The organism is Stenotrophomonas sp. (assembly GCF_032061965.1).
Classification (GTDB): Bacteria; Pseudomonadota; Gammaproteobacteria; order Xanthomonadales; family Xanthomonadaceae; genus Stenotrophomonas.
The window spans coordinates 43813-62648 of sequence record NZ_DAMBEF010000009.1 but is presented as its reverse complement, the minus strand read 5'-3'; the positions used below and the strand labels follow the sequence as shown (position 1 = coordinate 62648).

14 protein-coding genes are annotated in these 18836 nt (G+C 64.9%); 10 read left to right on the top strand and 4 right to left on the bottom strand.

Translation table 11 applies throughout. The features are described 5' to 3' along the window. Window positions 1-123: 123 nt before the first annotated feature. Complete coding sequence (dnaA, locus tag RT460_RS06805) at window positions 124-1455, bottom strand: chromosomal replication initiator protein DnaA (protein ID WP_313317963.1); 1332 nt, start codon at window positions 1453-1455, stop codon at window positions 124-126. A 252-nt stretch (window positions 1456-1707) separates the two neighbouring features. On the opposite strand from dnaA, the gene rpmH reads away from it, so the two are divergent. The 10 genes from rpmH (at window position 1708) to RT460_RS06755 (ending at window position 13750) form a co-directional block, all read left to right on the top strand. Further along, window positions 1708-1848, top strand: a complete 141-nt coding sequence (rpmH, locus tag RT460_RS06800; RefSeq protein WP_006404565.1) for a 50S ribosomal protein L34 — start codon at window positions 1708-1710, stop codon at window positions 1846-1848. 38 nt (window positions 1849-1886) lie between these two features. Beyond that, complete coding sequence (rnpA, locus tag RT460_RS06795; RefSeq protein WP_313318035.1) at window positions 1887-2345, top strand: ribonuclease P protein component; 459 nt, start codon at window positions 1887-1889, stop codon at window positions 2343-2345. Continuing rightward, complete coding sequence (gene yidC, locus RT460_RS06790) at window positions 2345-4048, top strand: membrane protein insertase YidC (RefSeq protein WP_313317962.1); 1704 nt, start codon at window positions 2345-2347, stop codon at window positions 4046-4048. Before rnpA ends, yidC begins: the two co-directional genes overlap by 1 nt. Before the next feature lie 255 nt (window positions 4049-4303). Beyond that, window positions 4304-6982 (top strand): polysaccharide deacetylase family protein, encoded by a 2679-nt coding sequence (locus RT460_RS06785; protein ID WP_313317961.1) that lies wholly within the window; start codon window positions 4304-4306, stop codon window positions 6980-6982. A gap of 3 nt (window positions 6983-6985) precedes the next feature. Then, window positions 6986-8335: a tRNA uridine-5-carboxymethylaminomethyl(34) synthesis GTPase MnmE gene (gene mnmE, locus RT460_RS06780; RefSeq protein ID WP_313317960.1), complete on the top strand. Its 1350-nt coding sequence runs from the start codon at window positions 6986-6988 to the stop codon at window positions 8333-8335. Between the two features lie 56 nt (window positions 8336-8391). After that, complete coding sequence (locus RT460_RS06775; protein ID WP_313317959.1) at window positions 8392-8778, top strand: VOC family protein; 387 nt, start codon at window positions 8392-8394, stop codon at window positions 8776-8778. 214 nt (window positions 8779-8992) lie between these two features. Further along, the gene (locus RT460_RS06770; RefSeq protein WP_313317958.1) at window positions 8993-10606 is read left to right on the top strand and encodes an ATP-binding cassette domain-containing protein; all 1614 of its coding nucleotides are present in this window, start codon (window positions 8993-8995) and stop codon (window positions 10604-10606) included. A gap of 127 nt (window positions 10607-10733) precedes the next feature. Next, window positions 10734-11765 carry a glycerophosphodiester phosphodiesterase gene (locus RT460_RS06765; protein WP_313318034.1) on the top strand — a complete coding sequence of 344 codons (1032 nt, stop codon included), beginning with the start codon at window positions 10734-10736 and terminating at the stop codon, window positions 11763-11765. Between the two features lie 45 nt (window positions 11766-11810). Next, window positions 11811-12170: a DUF488 family protein gene (locus RT460_RS06760; RefSeq protein WP_313317957.1), complete on the top strand. Its 360-nt coding sequence runs from the start codon at window positions 11811-11813 to the stop codon at window positions 12168-12170. 143 nt (window positions 12171-12313) lie between these two features. Beyond that, complete coding sequence (locus RT460_RS06755; RefSeq protein ID WP_313317955.1) at window positions 12314-13750, top strand: amino acid permease; 1437 nt, start codon at window positions 12314-12316, stop codon at window positions 13748-13750. 294 nt (window positions 13751-14044) lie between these two features. Here the strand turns inward: RT460_RS06755 and RT460_RS06750 are convergent, their stop codons facing one another. The 3 genes from RT460_RS06750 to RT460_RS06740 all read right to left on the bottom strand — a co-directional run bounded on the left by RT460_RS06750 (window position 14045) and on the right by RT460_RS06740 (window position 18588). After that, window positions 14045-15286, bottom strand: a complete 1242-nt coding sequence (locus RT460_RS06750) for a dipeptidase (protein WP_313317954.1) — start codon at window positions 15284-15286, stop codon at window positions 14045-14047. A gap of 129 nt (window positions 15287-15415) precedes the next feature. After that, window positions 15416-17143: a hypothetical protein gene (locus RT460_RS06745; protein ID WP_313317952.1), complete on the bottom strand. Its 1728-nt coding sequence runs from the start codon at window positions 17141-17143 to the stop codon at window positions 15416-15418. A 275-nt stretch (window positions 17144-17418) separates the two neighbouring features. After that, complete coding sequence (locus RT460_RS06740) at window positions 17419-18588, bottom strand: class I SAM-dependent rRNA methyltransferase (protein ID WP_313317951.1); 1170 nt, start codon at window positions 18586-18588, stop codon at window positions 17419-17421. Window positions 18589-18836: the final 248 nt, after the last annotated feature.

Below are 18836 nucleotides of genomic sequence, written 5' to 3'. Positions count from 1 at the left end.
GCTTTTTTATCCACAACTTGCCCAACGTCTACCCCCGAATGATGCACCGTTTTGTGCGATGACGCCTGTGTGGCGTCGATGCATCATTCGTCCGGCTTCTTCCCACCCCGGTGTACCAATGGCTTACTCGCTGAGCTTCCTGATGAGCTTGTCCCAGTCCTCGCGCAGCTTGCCGTCGGTTTCCATCAGCGTGCGGATCTGGCGGCAGGCATGAAGCACCGTGGTGTGATCGCGCCCGGCAAAGGCATCGCCGATTTCCGGCAGGCTGTGTTCGGTCAATTCCTTGGTCAGCGCCATTGCTACCTGGCGCGGACGTGCCAGCGAACGGGTGCGGCGCTTGGACAGCAGATCCTTGATCTGCAGGCCGTAATAGTCGGCGACCGTTTTCTGGATGTTGGGGATGCTGATCGCCTGTTGCTGGGCACGCAGCAGGTCGCGCAGGGTTTCCTGGGCGAATTCGGTGGTGATCGCGCGGCCGGTGAAGTTGGCGCGGGCGGTGAGCGTATTGAGCGCCCCCTCCAGGTCACGCACGTTGGAACGCATCTTCTTGGCGATCAGGAAGGCCACGTCGTCCGGGATCTCGGCACCTCGTTCGCGCGCCTTGGCCAGCACGATGGCGGCACGGGTTTCAAAATCCGGCGGCTCGATGGCCACCGACAAACCCCAGGCCAGACGCGATTTCAGGCGTGCTTCCAGACCTTCCACTTCGCGTGGGTAGCGGTCGCAGGTCAGGATGATCTGCTGCTTGCCGTCGAACAAGGCGTTGAAGGTGTGGAAAAACTCTTCCTGGGTGCGGTCCTTGCCGGCGAAGAACTGGATATCGTCGATCAGCAGCGCGTCCACCTGCTGGAACTGGCGCTTGAACTGGTCCATGGTCTTTTCCTGCAGCGCACGAATCATCGCGCTGAAGAATTGTTCCGAACGCAGGTACAGCACCTTGGCCGCCGGATTGGCCTGGCGCATCGCATTGCCGGCGGCCAGCATCAGGTGGGTTTTACCCAGGCCGGTGCCGCCGTACAGCAGCAGCGGGTTGTGCGCCCGGTCGCCCGGCTTCTGTGCTGCCTGGAAGGCAGCTGCCAGGCCGAGCTGGTTGCTGCGGCCTTCGACGAAGTTGGTGAAGGTGTAATGCGCGTCAAGGTTGCCGTTGAACGGCACCACCGGCGCCGACACCGCAGCAACGGACGAGGCAATCGGGGCCAGCGGAGCCGGTTCGGGCGCGCGCGGGCGCGAACCGATTTCCAGCATGACTTCGCCAAAACCGGCGAAATGGCTCAGCAGTTCACTGATACGGGACAGGTAGCGCTCGCGCACCTGCTCGACAATGAAGGCATTGGGCGCATACAGCACAAGGCTGTCAGCGCGTTGGTCGGCCTGTAGCGGCTTCAACCAGGTGTGGACATCTTCGGGCGGGAATTCCGCCTCGAGACGTTCTAGGCAAAGTGACCAGGCATCCATCAGAAATAATCGTCAAAGGCCTGTGCGCCGGGCGCGGAACGCCGCCTGGCCACAAGCCGGAAAGGGAAAAGTGGATAGCCCAGACTACCACCGCCGGGCCGAACCGGGAATGCTTGTCCCGAATTTATTCACAGGCTCATCCACAAGATGTACACCGCCCTGTGGATATCGTTGCCACGCAATAGTTGACGGACCCTAGCCAAGGTCTATAGAATTTCCGGTTCTTTCCGTCCACTTCATACAGGTGCCCCAATGGCCACCAAGCGCACGTTCCAGCCCAGCAACCTCAAGCGCAAGCGCGATCACGGTTTCCGTGCTCGTATGAAGACCGCCGACGGCCGCAAGATCCTGTCGCGTCGCCGCGCCAAGGGCCGCAAAGTCCTCAGCGCTTGATTGCGTTGCCGCGTGATGCGGCAATCGCAACACCGATCGTGATCAGTACCTGCCCGCGCAAGCGATTCCCTCGCTCTGCGCGGGTTCGTACGCGTGCCGAATATACAACGGTCTTCAACGGCGCCCGCCGTGTATCCGATCCTTTGATGACACTCCACTGGTTGAAAGGGGATAGCCCCGCTCGACTCGGTCTGGCTGTGTCACGCAAGGTCGATACGCGTGCGGTCGGTCGTAACCGAATCAAGCGTGTGTTGCGGGATGCAACACGCCATCTACGGTCGTGCCTGGCCGGTGGCGATTACGTCATCGTTGCCCGTTCGGCGGCCAAGACTGCCAGCAACCAACAGATCCGCGAGGCGTTCGAACGCCTGCTGCGCCGTGCCGGCGCATTGCCCGTTGCGGCTGCGGGCGGCACAATGCCGCCGCGCGAGGGCGCTGAACCCCTTCCTTTGAATGGACCGGATGCCTCACCCGGTCGAGCCGAGCCTGCCTGCTGATGAACCAGACCCGTGTATTCCTGATTTTCGCCTGGCTGATGGTGGCCGTGCTGCTGTGGATGGAATGGGGTCGCGAGAAGAACGCGCCGGACCCGGCCACCGTTGCAGCAACCCAGCCCGCCGTACCTGCCGCTACCGACGCCGACCTGGCGCCGCCCGCCGCCGGCAACGTGCCGCAAGCAAACGTACCTGGCCAGGCCCCGGCGGCAACCCCCAGCGTTGAAGCTGCCACTGCCGCACCGCGCGTGACCGTCACCACTGACGTGTTGAAGCTGGTGCTGGACGGTCGCAGCGTGCTGGATGCGGACCTGCTGCAGTTCCCGCAGACCAAGGCCGCCGGCAGCCCGCCGGTGCAGTTGCTGACCGAAGACCAGGCACATCCTTATTCGGCCACCGCCGGTTGGGCCAGCCAGTCCAATTCGCCGGTCCCGGGCGCCAACGGCTTCCAGCCGCTGCAAGGTGCAACCGAGGTCGTATTGGCTGAAGGCCAGGACCAGGTGCAGGTGCCGTTCGTGTGGAATGGCCCGAACGGCGTCAGCATCCACCGGACCTACACCTTCAAGCGTGGCGATTACGCCATCGGTGTGAAGGACGAAGTGGTCAACGCCGGCACCACGCCGTGGCAGGGCTATGTGTTCCGCAAGCTCGACCGCGTGCCGCCGGTGATCACCAAGGGCATGACCAACCCGGATTCCTTCAGCTTCAATGGCGCCACCTGGTTCAGCCCGTCTGATGGCTACCAGCGTCGTGCGTTCAAGGACTACCTGGAAGACGGCAACCTCAACCAGACCATCAGTGGTGGCTGGGTGGCGATGCTGCAGCACCACTTCTTTACCGCGTGGATCCCGCAGGCTGACCAGTCCTCGCTGTACCTGCTGTCGCAGAACGGCCCGCGCAACGTGATCGAAGCGCGCGGCCCGGGCTTCACCGTGGCCCCGGGCCAGAAGGTGAGCACCGAGGCACGCCTGTGGGTGGGCCCGAAGCTGGTCAACCAGATCGCCAAGGAAGACGTGAAGGGCCTGGACCGCGTGGTCGACTACAGCCGCTTCTCGATCATGGCCATCATCGGCCAGGGCCTGTTCTGGGTGATGAACCAGGTGCACAAGCTGGTCGGTAACTGGGGTTGGGCCATCATCGGCCTGGTGATCCTGCTGAAGATGGCGCTGTTCCCGCTGGCCAATGCGCAGTTCAAGTCGCAGGCCAAGATGCGCAAGTTCCAGCCGCGCATCGCCCAGCTGAAGGAGCGCTACGGCGACGACAAGCAGAAGTTCCAGACGGCAATGATGGAGCTGTACAAGAAGGAGAAGATCAATCCGCTGGGTGGCTGCCTGCCGCTGCTGATCCAGATGCCGATCTTCTTCGCCCTGTACTGGGTGCTGGTGGAGTCGGTGGAACTGCGCCAGGCGCCGTGGCTGGGCTGGATCCAGGATCTGACCGCACGTGACCCGTACTTCATCCTGCCGATCATCAACATCGCAGTGATGTGGTTCACCCAGAAGCTGACCCCGGCTGTGGGCATGGACCCGATGCAGCAGAAGATGATGCAGTTCATGCCGCTGGTGTTCGGCGTGATGATGGCCTTCATGCCGTCCGGCCTGGTCCTGTACTGGGTGGTCAACGGCGGCCTGAGCCTGTTGCAGCAGTGGTGGATGATCAAGAAGCACGGCGAAGATGCGCCGAGCAAGGTGATCGAAGCCAAGTAAGCAAAAGCCCGCCGCAAGGCGGGCTTTTCGCATGTGGGGGAAGCTCCACAAACAGAACCGTAGCCCGGGTAAGCGCAGCGCACCCGGGAAGTGGGCATCCCGCGAATCTTCCCGCTCGGTGCCAACAGCCCCGGGTGCGCTGCGCTTACCCGGGCTACGTCGCTACGTCGTGGCCGCATGGCGGTACAAGCCGGCCTTTTGGCCGGTGGCGGTAGAATCGACACATCCGCTGCACCCTTTCATCCTGAGCCCGCCATGCCACGTTCGTTGTCGCGCCGCCTGACCTTGCCTGCCATGTTGCTTGCCGCGCTGACGCTGGTTGGCTGCTCCGACCAGAAGGAAACGGCCACCGCGACGCCGACCCAAGCCAGTGCACAAGCCGCCGCCGCGGCAAATCCGGCGGCAGCGCCGTTGTTGACGGCGCTGCAGAAGCAGCTCGATGGGCATCGCCGCATCGTTGTATTGCTGGCCGATGAGGCGCAGCAATCGCCAGCCGACCGCCAGACCTCCAGCCGCATCGGCCAGCAGCTCTTCCACGATGGTCTGGAGCAGCGGCAGGCCATCGCCGCGCAGTTCGATGCGCTGCTGCGCGATCCCAACCCGCAGCGCTTTGCAACGCTCGGCACGGTGCTGGACTACATCGAATCCTCGCCCGAGCTCTATGACGCCGATCGCCTGGCCTTCCGCGAAGTACTCAGTGATCTGCACCAGCGCGTAGGCGCTGACTCTTCGCTGCCGGCGGTGAAGTTACACCAGCGCATCGGCGAAGACCTGGAAGCGCTCGATGAAATCGAGCGCAACTACAACCAGGAGTTGACCCGCATCTTCAGCCGCTTCGAGCGCACCCGTGCGATCGAGCTCAAGCGCGAGAAGTGGGACGACTATGTCGCCCACCTCAACACCTTGTACAAGCGCGAGGCGATCCTGCGCGACTTCGGCGTGATCGAGCCTTATCCGATGTCGATGGAGGACAGCGACCGCGAAATCTTCGGTCGCGACCTGCCGGCCAAGACCGTGGTGCTGACCTTCGACGACGGCCCGCACAAGGCCTATACCGATGAGATCGTCGCCATCCTGCAGCGCTATGACGTGCCGGGTGTGTTCTTCGAAGTGGGCCGCAACCTGGGCGCGGTCGAAGCCGATGGCAAGGTCAAGCTGGGGCCGATGGCCGGCATCAGCCGCAACCTGATGGAACATGGCTATGCGGTGGGCAACCACAGCCTCACCCACGCCCAGCTCTCGCGCACCAGCGGCGACGCACTGCGCCAGCAGGTGCTCGACACCGACACCCTGCTCAAGGGTGTCGACAGCAAGCGCGCACCGCTGTTCCGCTTCCCGTATGGCGCACGCAATGCCGAGGGCTTGCAGCTGCTCAACGAAGCCGGCTTGAAATCCATCATGTGGAACATCGACTCGATGGACTGGGCCGACCCGGTGCCCGAATCCATCGTGCAGCGCGTGGTCGACCAGGTGCAGAAGGAACAGCGCGGCATCATCCTGTTCCATGACATCCACGACCGCGCGGTGAAGGCGCTGCCGCAGATCCTGGACAAGCTGATCGCCGACGGCTACCAGTTCGCCGGTTGGAACGGTCGCGATTTCAGCGTCAGCCGCGCGCGCAAGGGCGCGGTCGCCGATGCCACGGTCACCACTGGCTACGAGAAATCCTGGGCGATTGTCATTGGCATCGACGAGTACGCCAAATGGCCAAAGCTGGAATATGCCGGCCGCGATGCGCAGTCCATCGCCGATACGCTGACCGGCCAGTTTGGCTTCCCGTCCTCGCAGGTGATCGTGCTGAAGAACCAGCAGGCTACCCGCAACAACATCCTGGCTGCCTTCCACGACCGCTTGGCCGATGAACGCACCGGCAAGAACGACCGCGTGTTCGTGTTCTTCGCCGGCCATGGCGCCACCCGCCAGCTCGCCTCAGGGCGCGATCTTGGCTACATCATTCCGGTGGATTCGGACCCCAAGGAATTCGCCACCGATGCGATCGCGATGACCGATATCCAGAACATCGCCGAGAGCATGCAGGCCAAGCACGTGCTGTTCGTGATGGACGCTTGTTACAGCGGCCTGGGGCTCACACGCGGCGGCGGTTCTTCTTCGTTCCTGCGCGAGAATGCGCGCCGCAGCGCGCGGCAGATGCTCACCGCCGGTGGCGCCGACCAGCAGGTTGCCGACAGCGGCCCGAACGGGCATTCGGTGTTTACCTGGGTGCTGTTGCAGGCGCTGGCCGGCAAGGGCGACCTCAATGGCGATGGCCTGATCACCGGCACCGAATTGGCCGCGTATGTGGCGCCTGCGGTGTCGGCGGTATCGCGGCAAACCCCGGCCTTCGGCAGCCTGCCCGGTTCGCAGGGCGGTGAGTTCGTGTTCCAGGTGCCGGACAGCCAGGAATACCTCAACGCTGATACCCGTCAGCTCTCGGCCGATGCCATCGCCTTGAACAGTCGTGTCGATGCGGCGCAGGACGCCAAGCCAGCCGGCAAGGCCGAAGCCCCGGTCACCGTTGCCGATCTGCAGGGTGGCAAGAGCACCCTGGTGGTGCCGGCGGCGGTGCCGACCTCCGACCGCCAGCGCGCGCAGCAGGCCAATGACCGCGGCCTGCAGCTCTACCGCGAGAAGCGCTACGACGACGCTGCCGTGCAGTTCACCGAGGCGCTGAAGCTGCGCCCCGACTTTGCCCAGGCAGCCAATAATCTGGGTTTCGTCTACTACCGCCAGCAGCGCTATGCCGAAGCCGCGCGTTGGCTGGAGAACACCTTGAAGATCGATCCCTCGCGCGCGGTAGCCTATCTGAATCTTGGCGACGCCTACTTCAATGCAGGCGACAAGCCCAAGGCCAAGCAGGCCTACAGCACCTACCTGGAGCTGCAGCCGCAAGGCAGCGGCGCCGCCCAGGCCCGCGCACAACTGCAGAAGCTGTAAGCCATGAACGAGATGTCCACAGGCCAGACCATTGTTGCCATCGCCAGCGGCGCCGCCGCCGGCGGCGTCGGCATGTTGCGCGTGTCCGGCCCGCAGTCACTGCGGATTGCGGTTGCCTTGGGTTGTCCAGATCTCAAGCCGCGCCACGCGCACTACGCCAAATTCCGTGATGTGGCCGGCGACGTGATCGACGACGGCATCGCCCTGTATTTCCCCGGCCCGCGCAGCTTTACCGGTGAAGACGTGGTGGAACTGCAGGGCCACGGCAGCCCGGTCGTGCTGCGCCAACTGCTTGCGCGCTGCATCGAACTGGGCGCACGCCAGGCCCGCGCCGGTGAGTTCAGTGAGCGGGCCTTCCTCAACGGCAAGCTTGACCTGGCCCAGGCCGAGGCCATCGCCGACTTGATCGCCGCCGGTGATGTGCGTGCCGCGCGCGCTGCGCGCCGCTCGCTCGATGGCGTGTTCTCGCGGCGGGTGGAAGAGGTGGGTGAGCAACTGGTGCGGCTGCGCATCCACGTCGAGGCCGCCATCGATTTCGCCGACGAACCGCTGGATACGCTCGGTGGCGCGCAGGTGCGCGCCGGCATCGAGCAGGCCAAGGCCTTGCTGGCCCAGCTGCGCATCGACGCCGAACGCGGCCGCAAGCTGCGCGATGGCCTGCATGCGGTACTGATTGGTCCGCCCAATGCCGGCAAGAGTTCGCTATTGAACGCACTGGCTGGCAGCGAGCGCGCCATCGTCACCGATATCGCCGGCACCACCCGCGATACCCTGCGCGAGACCATCCGCATCGACGGCCTGGAGCTGGAGCTGGTGGATACCGCCGGCCTGCGCGAGGGCGGCGACGCCATCGAGCGCGAAGGCATGCGCCGCGCCCGCGCCGAGATGCAGCGCGCTGACCTAGCCATCGTGGTGCTCGATGCCCGCGATCCGGAGGCCGGTAGGGCCGCGATTGGTGATGCCGCCGCACAGGCTGCGCGCCAGCTGTGGATCTACAACAAATGCGATCTGCTGCCGCAGTGGCCGCCGCACATGGACGAAGACAGCATCGCCCTGTCCGCCGCCAATGGCGCGGGCCTGGAGCAGCTGCACGCGCGCCTGCGCGCGATCGCCAGCGACGGTGCAGGCGAGGGCATGCAGGGCGAGTTCTCCGCGCGCCTGCGCCATGTCGATGCGCTATCGGTGGCAAGTGAGCATCTGGATGCCGCCGACGGACAGCTGCATTACGACCAGCTGGAACTGGCCGCCGAGGAACTGCGCCTGGCGCATGACGCACTCGGCGAAATCACCGGGCGCATGACCGCCGATGATCTGCTGGGAAAGATCTTTTCGAGTTTCTGCATCGGCAAATAGCATCGGAACCGTTCGCTGCTTGCCGACCGGCTGGACAACACAACAGGAGGTGGTGAATGTTTTCGCACATCGTGGTGGGCGCCAATGACCTGGATGCATCCAGGGCGTTCTATGACGCACTGCTTTCCACGCTCGGCGCCAAGCCGGGTTTCATCGATCCCAAGGGCAACGTGGTGTACGTCCATGGCGGCGCCTTGCTGATCGTCGGCCATCCGCGCAACGGCGAGCCGGCCACGCATGCCAATGGCGGCACCATCGGCTTCAGCTGCGCCACGGCCGAGGTTGTGGATGCATGGCATGCCGCCGGTGTGGGCAACGGTGGAACCAGCGTGGAAGATCCGCCGGGGCCGCGGCAAAGCCCGTTCGGCCCGCTCTACCTTGCCTATCTGCGGGACCCGGCAGGCAACAAGCTGTGTGCCACGCATCGCCCGGCCAAGGCCTGAGCCCTCCGCCTTGCCGACACGGTCGCACGGCGGGCAACGCGCCGCCGGTTACTGACAGTTCGGTGTGCCAGCGGTAGTCTTCGCCGCGTTACGGGATACCCCCGCCTATGGAGTCCGGTCCAATGCGCCATTGATGTCACCGTCGTGAAGACGGTCCCTACCAGTCCCTGCTGCCATTGGCGGCTGGGTGCTCCGGGCATCGATGGAAAACCGCATGACCACTTCTGTTTCGGTGACGCTGGATGGCGTCGCGTGGCACACGCCCGATGGGCGCTGCCTGTTCTCCAATCTCCACGCACAGTTCGACAACCGCATCACCGCGCTGGTCGGCCGCAACGGCGTGGGCAAAAGCGTGCTCGCGCAGCTGATTGCCGGCCAGCGCGCGCCCAGTGCCGGTAGCTGCCGGCGCATTGGCCGTGTCCACTACCTGGCACAGCACGTGCAGCCGCCGCCCGGCCAGCGCGTGGCCGAACTGGCCGGGCTGGCTGAGGTATGGGATGCCCTGGCGCGCATCACTGCGGGCAGTACCGCCCAGGCGGACTTCGATCTGGTCGGCGAGCAATGGACGCTGGCTGAAACCCTGCAACAGGCGCTGGCCGATGCCGGACTGAGTGGCGTGGATGCCGACACGCCGGTGGATACACTCAGCGGCGGCCAATGCATGCGGGTTGCCTTGGTGGGGGCACTGCTGCAAGCGACCGACCTGCTCATCCTGGACGAGCCCAGCAACCATCTGGATCTGGCTGGCCGGCAATGGCTGCAGGCGCAACTGCAGGCGCGTGGGCAGGGCGTACTGCTGATCAGCCATGATCGTCTGCTGTTGCAGCATGTGCACAGGGTGCTGGAACTGGGCCCGCAGGGGCTGCGTAGCTATGGCGGCAACCACGCCTGCTATGTCGCCGCGCGCGAGGCAGAGCAAGCGGCCGCCGCCGAGCTGCTACAGCAACGCCGCCATGCCCAGCGCAAGGGGGAGCAGGTACTGCGCGAGCAACGGCAGCGGCTGGAACAGCGCAGTGCGCGCGGCAGCCGCGAGGCGGCCAATGCCAACCAGGCCCCGATCCTGCTGGGCCTGCAGCGGCAACGCGCCGAGGCCAACACCGGCAAGGCCAAGCAGGCCCTGCAGGAGCGCCAGCAACAGCTGCAGGCCGCCACCCGCGAGGCGCTGACCGGTATCGAGGAGGCCGCACCGGTACTGCTGCACCCCGAGCTCGACACTGGCGGCCCGGAGTGGGTGCTGCGCTGCGAGCAGCTGCGGCTGCCGCATGTCGGCGGGCCGCTGAGTACCGTGGACTTCGCCCTGCGACGTGGCGAGCGGATGGCGATCAGCGGTGCCAACGGCAGCGGCAAATCCATGCTGTTGAACGTGATTGCTGGGCAGCTGCCAGCAGTGGCGGGTGATTGCGGGGTGCAGGTACCGCTGGCACTGCTCGACCAGCAGCTGCAGTTGTTGGCGCCCGGGCACACCGCCGTGCAGGCATTGCGGGAGCGTAACCACGCGCTGCCAGAGGGTGAGCTGCGCAGCCGCCTGGCCCTGCTGGGCCTGGATGCAGATTTGGTGCAGCTGCCCAATGCCCGGCTCAGCGGCGGGCAACGGCTGAAGCTGGCGCTGGCCTGTGCGCTGTATGCACAACCGCCAGCACAGCTGCTGCTGCTCGATGAACCTGGCAACCACCTCGACCTGCAGGCGCTGCGCGCGCTGGAGCAACTGCTCTGCCAATACCGCGGCAGCCTGCTGGTGGTTTCGCACGACGAAGCGTTTCTGCAGGCCATCGGCGTGCACAGCCGCCTGCATGCCAGTGACCAGGGCTGGCAGTTGCAGCGCGGGTGAGGGAAGGGCTTTCTTCGCGCCGTCACATGCCTCGGTCAAACTACGGCCCTTTCCTATCGGAGTAACGGCAGTGCGAAGCTGGGCGTGGTTGGTGGCGGCAAGCGTGGGCGTGGCATCCTGCTGGGCAATGGAAACCTCGGCCGCTCCTGCCTATCCCAATGTCCCGGTGTACGCGCATCGCGGTGCCAGCGCACTGCTGCCGGAGCACACCCTGGCTGCTTATGCACAGGCCATCAGCGACGGTGCCGATTACATCGAGCCGGACCTGGTGATGAGCAAGGACGGGGTGATGGTGGCCCGTCACGAGAACGAGATCGGCTCCACCACCGATGTTGCCAGCCACCCCGAATTTGCCAACCGCCGCACCAGCAAGCTGATCGATGGGCAGAAGGTGGACGGCTGGTTCACCGAAGACTTCACCGTTGCCGAGCTGAAGACGCTGTACGCGCGCGAGCGCCTGCCGCAGATCCGCGGCACCGCCTTCGATGGCCAGTTCCGCATCGCCACCCTGGACGAAATCGTCAGCTTCCTGGTGCAGCAGGCCGGGCGCGCCAACCGTGGCATCGGCTTGGCCCCGGAGATCAAGCACGGCAGCTACTTCCGCGGCATCGGCCTGCCGATGGAAGACAAGCTGCTGGCCACCCTGCAGGGCAACAGCTACACCAAGGTCGCGCCAGTCCTGCTGCAGTCCTTTGAAACCGCCAACCTGCGGCAGATCCGCGCCAAGCTGGGCAAGGACAGCAACATCCGCCTGTTGCAGCTGTTCGATGGCGGTGACGAGAAGCCGGCTGACGTGGCATTGGCCGGTGGCAACCTGACGTATGCACAGATGATGACCCCGGCTGGGCTGCGCGATATCGCCAGTTATGCCGATGCAATTGGCGTGGAACGGCGCGCACTGGTGCCGCTGGATGCCCAGGGCCAGCTGGCGGCGCCGACCGCCTTGATTGCAGATGCCCATGCAGCAGGTCTGCAGGTAGTGGCCTACAGCTTCCGCCCGGAGAACCCCTTCCTGCCGCCCGCCTCACGCCAGGGCGCCGAGAACGCCCGCAATCCCGAGGCCTCGGTGGCCGAGATAAGGACCTACCTGCAGGCCGGCATCGATGCCTTCTTCACCGACGATCCGGCCCTGGGCCGGCGCGCGGTCGACGGGACCTGAGGCGGGCGTAACATGGCCTCTCCCTGCCGAGGAGAGGTCGCAGCCATGCACATCCTTTGCAAGCGTGCCTATGCGCCGGCCGGTGAAAGTGATGGCCAGCGTTTCCTGGTCGACCGCTTATGGCCGCGCGGGGTGAGCCGGCAGGCCCTGCAGGCCTGCTGGATCAAGGACGTGGCGCCCAGTGATGCGTTGCGGCGGTGGTTCGATCATCGTCCTGAGCGCTGGGATGAGTTCCGCAGGCGCTACAGCAGCGAGTTGGCCGCACAGCCTGGGCGCTTGGCAGCGCTGCGGGATGCCATCGATGCCGGCCCGGTCACCCTGGTGTTTGCTGCCCGCGACGAGCAGCACAACCAGGCCAGGGTCCTGCGCGATTACCTGCTGGCGCATCCCCGACGCAGGCGCTGACATCCGCGCTTTTGTGCTGAATTCGGCAAATTGCCATCCATTCGCAGCAAAACCCCTCGGTATCACGGGTTTTTCTGGATTTGCTGCACTGCGTTAAGCCACACTCGGGCGCTTCCTGAATCATCACGAACCGAGAGGTCCGCATGCAGTCCTGGCTCCGGCGCAAGCCCATCGACCAGCTTACCGAACACGAGGAAGGGCGCCGCCTTATCCCGTCGCTGAGCTGGCCCCATCTGGTCGCACTGGGCATTGGCGCCATTGTCGGTACCGGCATCTACACGCTGATCGGCGTGGGTGCGGACAAGGCCGGCCCGGCCGTGCTGCTGTCCTTCATCATCGCCGGCGTGATCTGCGCCTGTGCGGCGCTGGCCTATGCCGAGCTGTCGACGATGATGCCGGCCGCCGGCAGCGCCTATACCTACAGTTACAGCGCCTTGGGCGAGACCATCGCCTGGGTGGTGGGCTGGAGCCTGATCCTGGAGTACTCGCTGGTGGTCAGCACGGTGGCGGTCGGCTGGTCCGGCTACTTCGTCGGCTTCCTGGAGTGGCTGCATACCTCGTTCGGCTGGAACGTTGCCCTGCCGCAGGCACTGGTCGCAGGCCCACATGTGGAAGGTGGCTTCCTCAATGTGCCGGCCATCGTCATCACCTTCCTGGTCGCTGGCATGCTGATGCTGGGCACCCGCGAAAGTGCCACGGTCAACGCGGCGCTGGTGGTGTTCAAGCTGATCGCGCTGGCGGTGTTCGTGGCCGTTGCCCTGCCGGCGTTCGACAGCGCCAACCTGCAGCCGTTCATGCCCTATGGCTTCCCCAAGTCGGTCAGTGCCGACGGCGTGGAGCGGGGCGTGATGGCGGCGGCGGCGATCATCTTCTTCGCCTTCTACGGCTTCGATGCGATCTCCACCGCCGCCGAAGAAACCAAGAACCCCAAGCGTGACCTGTCGATCGGCATCATCGGGTCGATGGTCGGCTGCACCATCATCTACCTGCTGGTGGCCTTGGCCGCGGTGGGTGCGATGAGCTACACCGTGTTCGGCAAGAGCGCCGAGCCGCTGGCGCTGATCATGCGTGAACTCGGCCACGGCACCGCTGCACTGGTGATCGGCATCGTCGCCATCATTGCGTTGCCGACCGTACTGCTGGCCTTCTTCTACGGCCAGAGCCGCATCTTCTTCGTGATGTCGCGTGACGGCCTGCTGCCGCGCGGTCTGTCCAAGGTCAACCAGCGCACCGGCACGCCGGTCACCATCACCCTGTTCACTGCCGTGCTGGTGGCAGCACTGGCTGGTGTGGCGCGTCTGGATGAAATCGCCGCGCTGGCCAATGCCGGCACCCTGGCGGCCTTCACCGCCGTGGGCCTGTGCCTGCTGGTGCTGCGCAAGCGTGAGCCGAACCGCCCGCGCACCTTCCGCACGCCGCTGGCGTGGGTGGTGGGACCGCTGGCCATTGGTGGCTGCATCTACCTGTTCATCAGCCTGCCGATGCGTACCCAGCTGTGGTTCCTGGCCTGGAACGTATTGGGGCTGGTGGTGTATGCGCTGTACAGCCGCCGCAATGCGGTGCTCGGGCGCGGCAAGTAATCCACAGGCTGTTGTGGATAAAGCGAAAGGCGGGCTTCGGCCCGCTTTTTGTATTTGGGGTGTTTGGGTTCCGCTTGAAGAGCACCCCTCCCCAACCCTCCCCTTGCCTGCGGCAAAGGGAGGGGGCACAGCGCCGCCCCTCCCTTGCGCCTCGTGCAGGGGAGGGGTGCTTCTGCGTCAAAGCTTCAAAGCTCAGCCCCACATGTGGACAAGCCACTTATCCCCAGCAGTTTGTGGATAAAAACAAAGCGGGCCTGAGCCCGCTTCGTCATTCCAGTATCCAACAGCGCGCGATCAGGGCTTCTTCTGCGCCGCTGCGTAGTCCTGCGCCTGGCGCATCACCCGCAGCACGTTGCCACTCCAGATATTGGCGATCTGCGCATCGCTCAAACCACGACGCTGCATCCACGCGGTGATCTTGGGCAGATCGGCTGCGTCTTCCATGCCGGTCACGCCGCCGCCGCCGTCCCAATCCATGCCGATGCCGACATGGTCCGGGCCCACCACGTCGAGCATGTGGCCGAAGTGCTGGAAGAAGTCATCCAGCGTGGCCTTGCGTCGCGGGTACTTCTGGTCGAGCTCGGCCATGGCCTTGCGCAGCTCCACGCCCTTGGCCATGGTCATGTTTTCCCAGCCGCCCAGGCGCTTCTCCAGTTCTTCTTCGGCCTGCTTGCGCTCGGCGCTCTTGGTTTCGTCGATCAGATAGCCGCCATAGGCATTGGCCTGGATCACCCCGCCCTTGGCGGCCAACTGGCGCAGACGCGCGTCGTCGAGGTTGCGCGGGTGGTCGAACACGGCCTTGGCCGAGCTGTGCGACAGGATGAAAGGCACCGGCATCATCTCGATCAGGTTGTCGAACACCGCATCGGAAGCATGCGACTGGTCAATCACGATGCCCAGCTTGACCGCCTCGTTGACCAACGCCTTGCCAGCCGGGCTCAGGCCGTTCCATTCGGCACCCTTGGGATCAGTGGCCGAGTCGGCGAATTCGTTGTTGGCGAAATGCACGGTCGACATCAGCCGCAGGCCGGCTTTGTAGTAGTAGCTCAGCAGGGTCGGGTCGGCGACCAGCGGGCTGCCGTTCTCCATGCTGATATAGACCACGCGCTTGCCGGCGGCCTTGATGCGCGCGGCATCGTCGGCGGTCAGGGCCAGCTGGAACTTGTCCGGATTGGCGGCCAGCATTTCGTGGATTTCCTGCATGCGCTGCAGGCCGTGGTCACGCTCGGCGATATGCGCGGCAGGGCTGCGGTCGCCCTGGTCGGTGTAGATGGCGAAGAAGCCGCCGTCCAATGCCCCTTCCACCATGCGCGGGTAATCGACCTGCGACAACGCATTGTGGTCGTGGCGCTGCAGGATGTTGAAGTCGGCGCGGGCAAAGTTGGCCGGCGTGTCCAGGTGCGAATCCAGGGTCAGCAGCTTCTGCTGCAGGGCCGTGGCCTTGCTCAGTTCGGCCTGGCTGAACTCCACCGCAGAGGCTGCCAACGGCCAGGACAGGGACAGGGCAATCAACATGGACAGCGGACGCAGGGTCATGGGGCCTCACCGGGTTCGGAAAAATCCGACCTTAACGCCAGCACCGCAGGCACAGCCAGTGACCTACGACACGGAAGCTGCCCCGCAACGCACGCCGGCGAGGCAGGGCGTGTGGACGGCTCGGCCGACTCATTCCACGGTGCACTGCACCTGCAGTTCTACTTGCCCATTGACGGGGAACGGGCTGATGGCAACGCCGGCAGGGGTCAGCAGATTGGAGAGCGTCGCCGGGCAGGCGGCGCCGTTGGTCGCGCTGCACGTGGTGACCGTGCAGTTCTTCAGGCCACTGCCGGGGACGTCGCGCAGTACGGCGTCACTGGCATCCCCCGGGCCTGCATTCCTTGCCACCACGGCGTAGCGCGTGGTGGTGCCGGACACCAGCGTGGTCACCGCGTTGGTCTTGCTCACCGACAGGTCGGCGCCCGCCTTGTTGGTGAACGTGCAGACGATGCTGGCGCCCTGCACGGCAGCAGCAGCGGGCAATGTGACGCGCCGATTGGCCAGATCCACCGTTGCGCTGAGACCGGCAGGCAAACCACTGCATTGCACGTCGCTGAGGCTGTAACCCGCGGTCTGCGCCTCGGTCAGGGTGGTGGCGGTGTTCAAGCTGGCGAACACCTGCGGCGGGCCGGCCACGGCTTGGCCTGCGCTGGTGGTGGTGATGCTGTGGGCGGTGATGCCATTGCTGCCGGTGAAAGCGAAGGTGCCGATTCCTCCCTCACTGATCTTGCGGACGGTGACCGAGGGCCGTGGCGTGTTGGTGATGGTGCAGGTGTACTGGGTATTTGCCGCGACGTTGATGCTCCAGTCCGGACCACTGCCAGTAGGTGTGACGACCTGATCCGCGCCGTTGAGGACATACGCGGTGCAGCTGATGGTCTTGCTGTAGTCGGCAATGGCGGCGGCGCTGCCGGTTGCCATGGCATCGCGCAGGGTGTGGGTGCCGGTGCCGACCTGCGCAGCGCCAGTACTGGCCTGCAGGCCAGTCCCACTGCCTGTGGTCGAGGCGGATCGGATCGCGGTGGTCCCCTGAAGGATGGAGACGGTGAACTGGTCCGCAGCGGCAATCCTGCCAGCCACTACCTTGTTGATCATGATCGATGGCACCGGGAATACGACCGAACCCTGGCAACCCGCAGAACTGGCAGCTGCGGCGGGGTCGCGGAACTGGGCCGCAGGAATGATCTCCGGGGTTCCGCCATTGATGGCGGGGTGCTGCCAGCGCAGGCGATTGAAATTCTGACCACCGGCGTTGACCCAGTAAACGCGGATCAAGGCGCAGCTGTTGGCCGTGGCCGCGTTGAAGCTGCCAACCGTGCGATAGGTCGTTTCACCGTCCGTATAGCTGGTAAGTGCCCCCACCGGCACGTCGTAAGTGGCGGCACGGTAGTTGGTGTTGGTGTAGCTGGAGGACAGGTTCACCTCCACCGCATCATCGTGCGCGACGCCTAGCGTGTAGGTGCCGGCATTGGGGAAACGGATCAGCGAGTAGATCACCTTGCCCATGGCGTGATTGCTGCAGGCGGCGGTATTACGGCCGGCCGCGGTGCGGTTGTCGCACAGGCCACTGTCATCGAGCACATTGCGGAAATCGATGTTCACCGCATTGCCGGTACGCACGGCATTGGCGGGGTTGCTGGAGAGGGTCCGCAAGGCGGTGACACCGGCCAGGGTGTGGTTGAACGTGGGCGCCGAGGCTGGGCCGGTATAGGTGACATTGGCCAGGCCACTGCTGTTGGCGATGCCCCGGTAGTCTTCCCATCGCACCGTCTGCGCAGCAGCGGGCAGGGCGGTCAGCAACGCCAGCAGCAGGCAGAAGCCCACAGCGCGCGTGGGGGTTGTCGAGGGTGCGGTCATTGGCAGGATCCTTCGCGACGGACGCGGAGGCACCTGCAAGCAAACCGGGGCACGGCATGCCCCCGGCGTGATGCCGGCCGTTGCCGCTTGCTCCCCCGGTCTGCTGAGCGCAGCCCCCACAAGTGCGCGCAGTTTCCGGCACAAAGTGTGATGAATTTATCAAAATTCCGATGGGTCCCCGGCCCGCTGTGAGCGGATACCGGGGCCAGGCCGCAACCCGGGTGCCGGGCTGGGTGATGGCATCCCGCGGCTGACGCGGGATGCCTGGCTGGCTATCAGTCCAGCACGCGGCAGAACACCGCCTTGAGGTAACGCGATTCCTGCACGTGCGCCATGAACGGATGGTCCGGGCCGGCGCCGGCCACCTTCAGGATCTGGATCGTGCGGTTGGAATAGAACGCCGCACGCCGCAGCATGTCCAGGAACTGATCCTCGGCCACCAGGCCGGTGCAGGAGAAGGTGGCGAACAGGCCGCCGGGCTTGACCACGCCCAAGGCCAACTTGTTCATGTCCAGGTACTTCTTCAGCGCGGTGATGACCTGGTCGCGGTCTCGGGTCATCTTGGCCGGGTCCAGGATCACCACGTCGTACTGGTCGCCACGGTTGGCCGCATCACGCAGCCACGGGAAGATGTCGGCCTGCACGAACTTGGGCTTGGCGTTGTTCAAGCGCGCATTGCCCTTGGCGATCTGGATCACGTCCTGGTCGATGTCCACGCCCAGCACCTCGGCCGCGCCGCGCGCTGCGGCATACACCGCAAAGCCGCCGGTGTTGCAGCACAGGTCCAGCACGCTCTTGCCTTCCACCTGCTGGCTCAGCCACTCACGGTTCTCGCGCTGGTCGGCGAAGAAACCGGTCTTGTGCGCGCCGGCCGGGTCGGCGCGGAACTTGATGCCGTACTCGGTGATCACTGCCGGCTCGGTGGTGGTATTGCCGTGGAAATCGAAGCTTTCCTGCTTCTGTACGTGCTCGTCGGCGAAGCTGTGGAAACGGCAACCCGGGAACTGCTCGCGCAGCGCCTCGTAGATCCATTCGCGGTGACGGAACATGCCGGCGGCGAAGAACTCGACCACGATCAGGTCGTCGTAGCGGTCCACCACCAGGCCGGACAGGCCGTCGCCCTCGCTGTGGACGACGCGCCAGGCATTGGAAATGGCGTCCAGCTTGAGCACGTCACGACGCAGCGACACCGCCTGCGCGATCTTCTGCGTGAACCAGGCCTGGTCCACTGCCACGTCCGGATGGGTTTCCAGGATGCGCACGGCAATGCGCGAATGACCATTGTAGAAACCACGGCCAATCCACTCGCCGTCCACCCCGACCACGTCGACGATGGTGCCGGACTTCGGCTTGACGGTCGGCTTTTCGACCAGTTTCTGGAAAATCCACGGGTGGCTGGAGCGCCACGCGTTCTTCAGGCGTACGACGGGAAGTGGGGTATTCATGGCGCTATTGTAGCCGGGCAGGCGGGCCGTCCCGCTGACCGTTCATTGACTGTAACGGCCCCAACCGGCACTATTCGCCGCAGAAGGGGAGTAGCTCCCAGACGTTGTCGCCGTCAATTCGAGCCGCAAGGCTCCGGTGCAACGGCAGTTCCGACCACTGGAACTGTGAGCAAGACCTTCGCCGCAATGGCGAAGCTCTGTCCCCGGTCTCCCCGATTCCGTGTCCAGCTCTTGGCCTTTGTGGTTCC